The 4,688-nt window shown below is 63.4% G+C and carries 4 protein-coding genes, 1 tRNA gene and 1 pseudogene; 3 read left to right on the top strand and 3 right to left on the bottom strand.

The window, feature by feature from the left end:
• Together V6M49_RS10260 and V6M49_RS10255 are read right to left on the bottom strand one after the other, a co-directional pair.
• On the bottom strand, positions 1-1,098 hold a 1,098-nt coding region (locus V6M49_RS10260), incomplete at its 3' end, for a hypothetical protein (RefSeq protein ID WP_332761043.1).
• A 70-nt stretch (positions 1,099-1,168) separates the two neighbouring features.
• Complete coding sequence (locus V6M49_RS10255; RefSeq protein WP_332761042.1) at positions 1,169-2,275, bottom strand: NAD(P)H-dependent flavin oxidoreductase; 1,107 nt, start codon at positions 2,273-2,275, stop codon at positions 1,169-1,171.
• A 419-nt stretch (positions 2,276-2,694) separates the two neighbouring features.
• Here V6M49_RS10255 and V6M49_RS10250 point away from each other — a divergent pair, with 419 nt between their 5' ends.
• Both V6M49_RS10250 and V6M49_RS10245 read left to right on the top strand, forming a co-directional pair.
• Positions 2,695-3,039: a hypothetical protein gene (locus V6M49_RS10250; protein WP_308292696.1), complete on the top strand. Its 345-nt coding sequence runs from the start codon at positions 2,695-2,697 to the stop codon at positions 3,037-3,039.
• Between the two features lie 102 nt (positions 3,040-3,141).
• Positions 3,142-3,921, top strand: a complete 780-nt coding sequence (locus V6M49_RS10245; RefSeq protein ID WP_141139404.1) for a type 1 glutamine amidotransferase domain-containing protein — start codon at positions 3,142-3,144, stop codon at positions 3,919-3,921.
• Between the two features lie 221 nt (positions 3,922-4,142).
• On the opposite strand, the gene V6M49_RS10240 is transcribed toward V6M49_RS10245, so the two are convergent.
• Positions 4,143-4,232, bottom strand: a tRNA-Ser gene (locus V6M49_RS10240).
• Between the two features lie 230 nt (positions 4,233-4,462).
• Here V6M49_RS10240 and V6M49_RS10235 point away from each other — a divergent pair.
• Positions 4,463-4,688 (top strand): annotated as a pseudogene (locus tag V6M49_RS10235) (HNH endonuclease signature motif containing protein); the annotation flags it as partial.

Genomic DNA, 4,688 nt, shown 5'->3' with positions numbered 1-4,688 from the left:
CGTTTCTTCGAGTTCCGTGTCTTCAAGGTCTATGTCCTGAAGCAAGGCGCCCTCAAGGTCCGGCGACGCCATCCGTTCGAGTTCCGCCACGGGCATCGGTTCATCGGTGGTGCCATAGGTGAGGACGGCCAGCAGTGTCCCGGCTACCGCTTCCTGGTCCCACACCTGGTCCTCGTCGGTGAGCACTCCGACCAAAAGGACCACCGACAGCATCCGGCGGATGTCCAGCCGTTCCTTAGTATTCGTGCTGTTCCAGGCGGCCACTTCCGGGCCGGGAACGGCTTTGGTGGATCCGAGCCTGATCAGGTTTGCCCCCACCAGGGCTGACCAGATCTCGCGGAGCACCGGTACGTCGTGCATGGTTCCGACTTCCAGCAACGTTTTGGGCCGGCTCTCGGCAGTTTCCAGATCGAAAAGTGGGAGGGTCCGGCTCGCGGCCCGCTTTCCGCGGGCATGTACTCCTACGGCTGCGGCTGCCGGCTCGATGTCCTTAAGCCGCAGGGCACCCGTGCTGGTGATTTCCTTGCCGGTTCCGATCCAGTCCAGCAGGGAGGTGGCATGTTGGATCAGCGGCATGGCACTGAAGGCAGCCTCCTGGTGGTCGTCGGTGAGGTCAGGTACCTGGATAACCGGCAGTTGCGGGACTGCCGCCGCGATGCCGGTCCCGAGCGCTGAATGGAGTTCCTCGAAGTCGGCGTCCGTGCCGGTCCATCGGCCGGTCCCTTTCAGGAAATGGATGTACGAGTGAAGGGCGAAGTAGATGTCGTCGAAGGCCTCATCCATGTCGTCGGGGTCCAACGACGCCGCAATGGCGCCGGCCGCTTGCTCCACGCCTTCACTGTCGATAGCGGTGGCCGAACTCGAACCGTGGATGGCGTGCTGGGCCGTGAGGAAGAGCTTGACCAGTTCGAGGCACTCGAAGGCGCCGGCAGGATCAGGGTCTTCCGTCGCATGCCATTGAATGAAGTCAAGAGCCATCGAATCAATCACCCGATGGTTCAGGACCAGCTGCAGCGGCATCTTGGGGGCCGAAGGTACCGCCTTGAGGTGCCGCCGGTCCTTGTTTCTGCTCTTGGATTTGCCGGTCTTTTTGGTCAAGGATTGCCTCCGGTGTCAACGGGCGATCGTCCCACATTCGATGGCTGGGATAACCGCGGATGTATCGAGCTTACAAAGCCGACCCGCCGGCTAGCAGTTCCGACAGGACATCAGCGGCGGAGTCATGCCGGATCAGCGGTGTGGCCTGCCCCGCCCACAGCGACATAAGCTCCGTGTTTCCACGGGCGGCTGCCTGTGGGCGGAAGCGGCCGGTGAGCCAGTTCTGGACGGGGAACGGGGCTATTCCGGCTTCCGAGAGTCCACCCGCCACCAGTTTGGCCTCTGACAGTTCGGCGATGATGCGGTTGGGGATGCCGCGGGCAAGCCGTCCGCTGAGGGCTCGTGTCAGCACTGTTTCCCGCGCGGCCGGGCTGTGGAGGATGGCCCGGTAGGCAGGCACGGCCGCGGATTCGCGGGTGGCCAGGAACGCCGAGCCCACCTGGACCGCGTCGGCGCCGAGGGCTCGTGCAGCAGCGTAGCCGCGGCGGTCCGCAATGCCGCCGGCGGCGATGACCGGAATTCCGATGGCGTCAACCACCTGCGGAACCAATGCGAAGGTTCCGATCAGGGACTCCTCCGCGGGCTTCAGGAACGAGACGCGGTGGCCGCCGGATTCCATGCCGCTGGCAACCACGGCATCCACGCCGCCTGCTTCCAGGGCAACGGCTTCCGCGACTGTGGTGGCAGTTCCCACCACCACGATTCCACGCCGGTGCGCCGCCTCAACCAGTTCCGGCGCGGGCACACCGAACACAAAGCTGACGACGGCGGGACCCGCCTCCAGGGTTGCCTCCACCTGCTCGTCGTAGTCGGGCAGGTAGCGGTCCGGCATGAGCGGAAGCGGCAGGCCCAGTTCGTCAAAGTACGTCTTCAGGGTCCCGACGTAGTGGTCGAAATCCGGCTGGGGGAGCGAAGTGGTTTCGTCGCCGGTGGGAATCCAGAGGTTGAGGGCGAACGGCTTCGCCGTTGCCTTCTTGAGCTCGGCAGCTGTGTTCCGAATGGCGTCGGCACCGTAACCGTAGAGGCCGTAGGAACCCAGCCCGCCGCCGTCGCTCACGGCTGCTGTCAGCTCCACGGAAGAGACGCCACCGAAGGGGCCCAGCACCACCGGAACGCCCGTGCCGAACAACTCGGTGATGCGGTTTGAGCTGGCTGAAGTGCTGTTCTTGAGAGTCATGCGGTGGCTCCTGGCAGATCGACGTCGGCTTCAGGACCAGTCTCGCAGGGCTGGCGGCCGCTGCCCAACCTGTGGCTGGGTTCAGTCTGTCTCCGGGCCTGAGCAGTAATGGCAGTCGTCGGGGCAGGTTTCGGTCACGGCTGGCTCCAGGGGATTTCGAGGTCTTCGCAGACCTGGAAGAGTCTGCGTCCGCCCATTGGCGCGATTCGTCATCGAAGTCACGGTTGGTCCTTAAAGATCGGGTGCCGGTCAGGTATGCCGGTCCAATTCATCCAACCCGAAGGGCGCTGGTCTGCTCAATGGAGGATGTGACCACGGTTGCCGCACCCGTTTGTGCAGGCATCCAGTAGGGCCATGTACCGCGACATTGGGGCGGGGCTAGACTGCTGGCGTAAGTCGCCAACCACGTCAGGGAGCACATGATGAACTACTCAGGAACTGGCAACGAAAAAGCCACCCCGGCCAGCGAACTCAACAGGACCCACGTGGGTCAGACCGTCAGTTTTGAGCCAGACGAATTCACGCTGGTGTTCGGAAAAATCGCGGCCATTGCGCGCAAGGAAGGCGGCGTGACCATCGCACTGCAGGGCGTCGAAGGAAGTGGCGGCCTGCAGTCCAGCTACAGCCTCCCGGGCAGTCAGCACGTCTACCTGCAGCCGGACATGCTCACCAATACCGAGTCCACCATCAAGGACCTCTTCGGCAAGGTCCAGGAAAACCTGCGCGGCGGGCACAAGGGCGATGACAGGACGGACAAGCTCTGACGGAGGAGCTGTCCGCCGACGACCCTCCCATCGTCCAAGACGGGCAGGGAGGGCCCGAATGTGGCTAGGCGTAGGGTGGAAGTCAGACGGAAGGAGCACTTCATGAAGAAAATCCTCATGGTACTGACTAGCGTTTCCGAGATCGGCGATACCGGAGAAAAGACCGGGTATAACGTGGCCGAGGCTGCACATCCCTGGAAGGTCTTCAAGGATTCAGGGCATTTCGTCGACTTCGCGTCCATCCAGGGCGGCCAGCCCCCGCGCGACGAGGTGGACTCAAAAGATCCCATCCAGGTCGCCTTCACGGAGGACGAGACCACGCGCGCCGGTCTCTACAACACTGCCCGCGTCGACGTCGTTGATCCCGACCAGTACGACGCCGTCTTCCTCGTGGGAGGGCACGGCACCATGTGGGACTTCCCGGACAGCGAAGGCTTGCAGAACCTCGTAGCCAGCGTCTACAACGCCGGCGGCGTGGTGGGCGCTGTCTGTCACGGGCCGGCCGGACTGCTGAACGTCGAGTTGGCCAACGGCTTTCGGCTGGTCGAGGGCAGGAAGGTCGCTGCCTTCACCAACGACGAGGAGGTTGCCGCAGGGAAGGACAAGGTCATCCCGTTCTTTCTGGCAGACCGGCTTGAGGAACAGGGTGCCACCCATGTCTCCGCTGGTGTCTTTGAGGAAATGGTGGTGGTCGACGACCGGCTGGTGACCGGCCAGAACCCGGCCTCAGCCGCTGGCGTGGCCAAGGAGATGGAGAAGCTCCTGGCAGAGGTCATCCACCAGGAAAAAGCCGAGGAACAGCACGAGGCGGAGGCGCTGCGCGCCGAAAAGGACGCCGAGAAGAGCGCCAAGAAGGCTGCTGCGGCAGGTACCGAGCACTAACGCCCGCAGGGGCACTGAAACTGGCGGCCGCCCCGCGACGGGGCGGCCGCCAGCAGCCGTACGTGCGCCGGCGACCATACTGTCCAACGCATCGCCGACCTGCTTCAGGTTCGGCGCTGCACGATGCACGGCCACCTCAACAAATCAAGGGGCCAAGTTTGCGGCAAAACAAAACCCCCGCTTCCCTTTGTTTTATCAAGGGAAGCAGGGGCCTTGCCAATTGGCGGTGACGGTGGGATTTGAACCCACGTTGGCTTTGACACCAAACAACATTTCGAGTGTTGCACCTTCGGCCGCTCGGACACGTCACCAACCTGAATAGGTTACCGGAGCATACCTCCCATCCACAAAACGGCAGGCATTCAGCCCCCGGATGGTGCAAGGGACATCTATGCCCACGCCAGCGTCCGAGGACACGATGGGCCGTGCAGCGTCGCCGCTGTCGGTTCGGATGGCAACCTTGAGGTTCGGGTGATCAGAGTTATGCACATAGCCCTTCAGCCTCGCCGTTATTGTCACACCCCCCGGGGATGATTTGAGTATGGATAGCAGAGCGGCTGTAGAGACGGCGGAGGCCCTTTCGGTGTCCTTCGCTGCGCTTGCTGTGGTGCTCCGTGAGGCTGTCGAAGCCCCGGATCCGTGTGCTGACCCGCTGCATCGGAGGTCCGAGCTCGCCCTGCAGACGCTGGCTGCCGTGGCCCGCGGGGAGGCGAAGATGGCGGCCCTGAAAGTCCAGGCGGTCGCCGACTATGACGACGCTGCCCAAG

Origin of the sequence: Pseudarthrobacter sp., from assembly GCF_036675385.1 — a bacterium.
GTDB lineage: Bacteria > Actinomycetota > Actinomycetes > Actinomycetales > Micrococcaceae > Arthrobacter.
The sequence above is the reverse complement of the archived record's forward strand: the minus strand, read 5'-3'. Positions and strand labels throughout refer to the sequence as shown.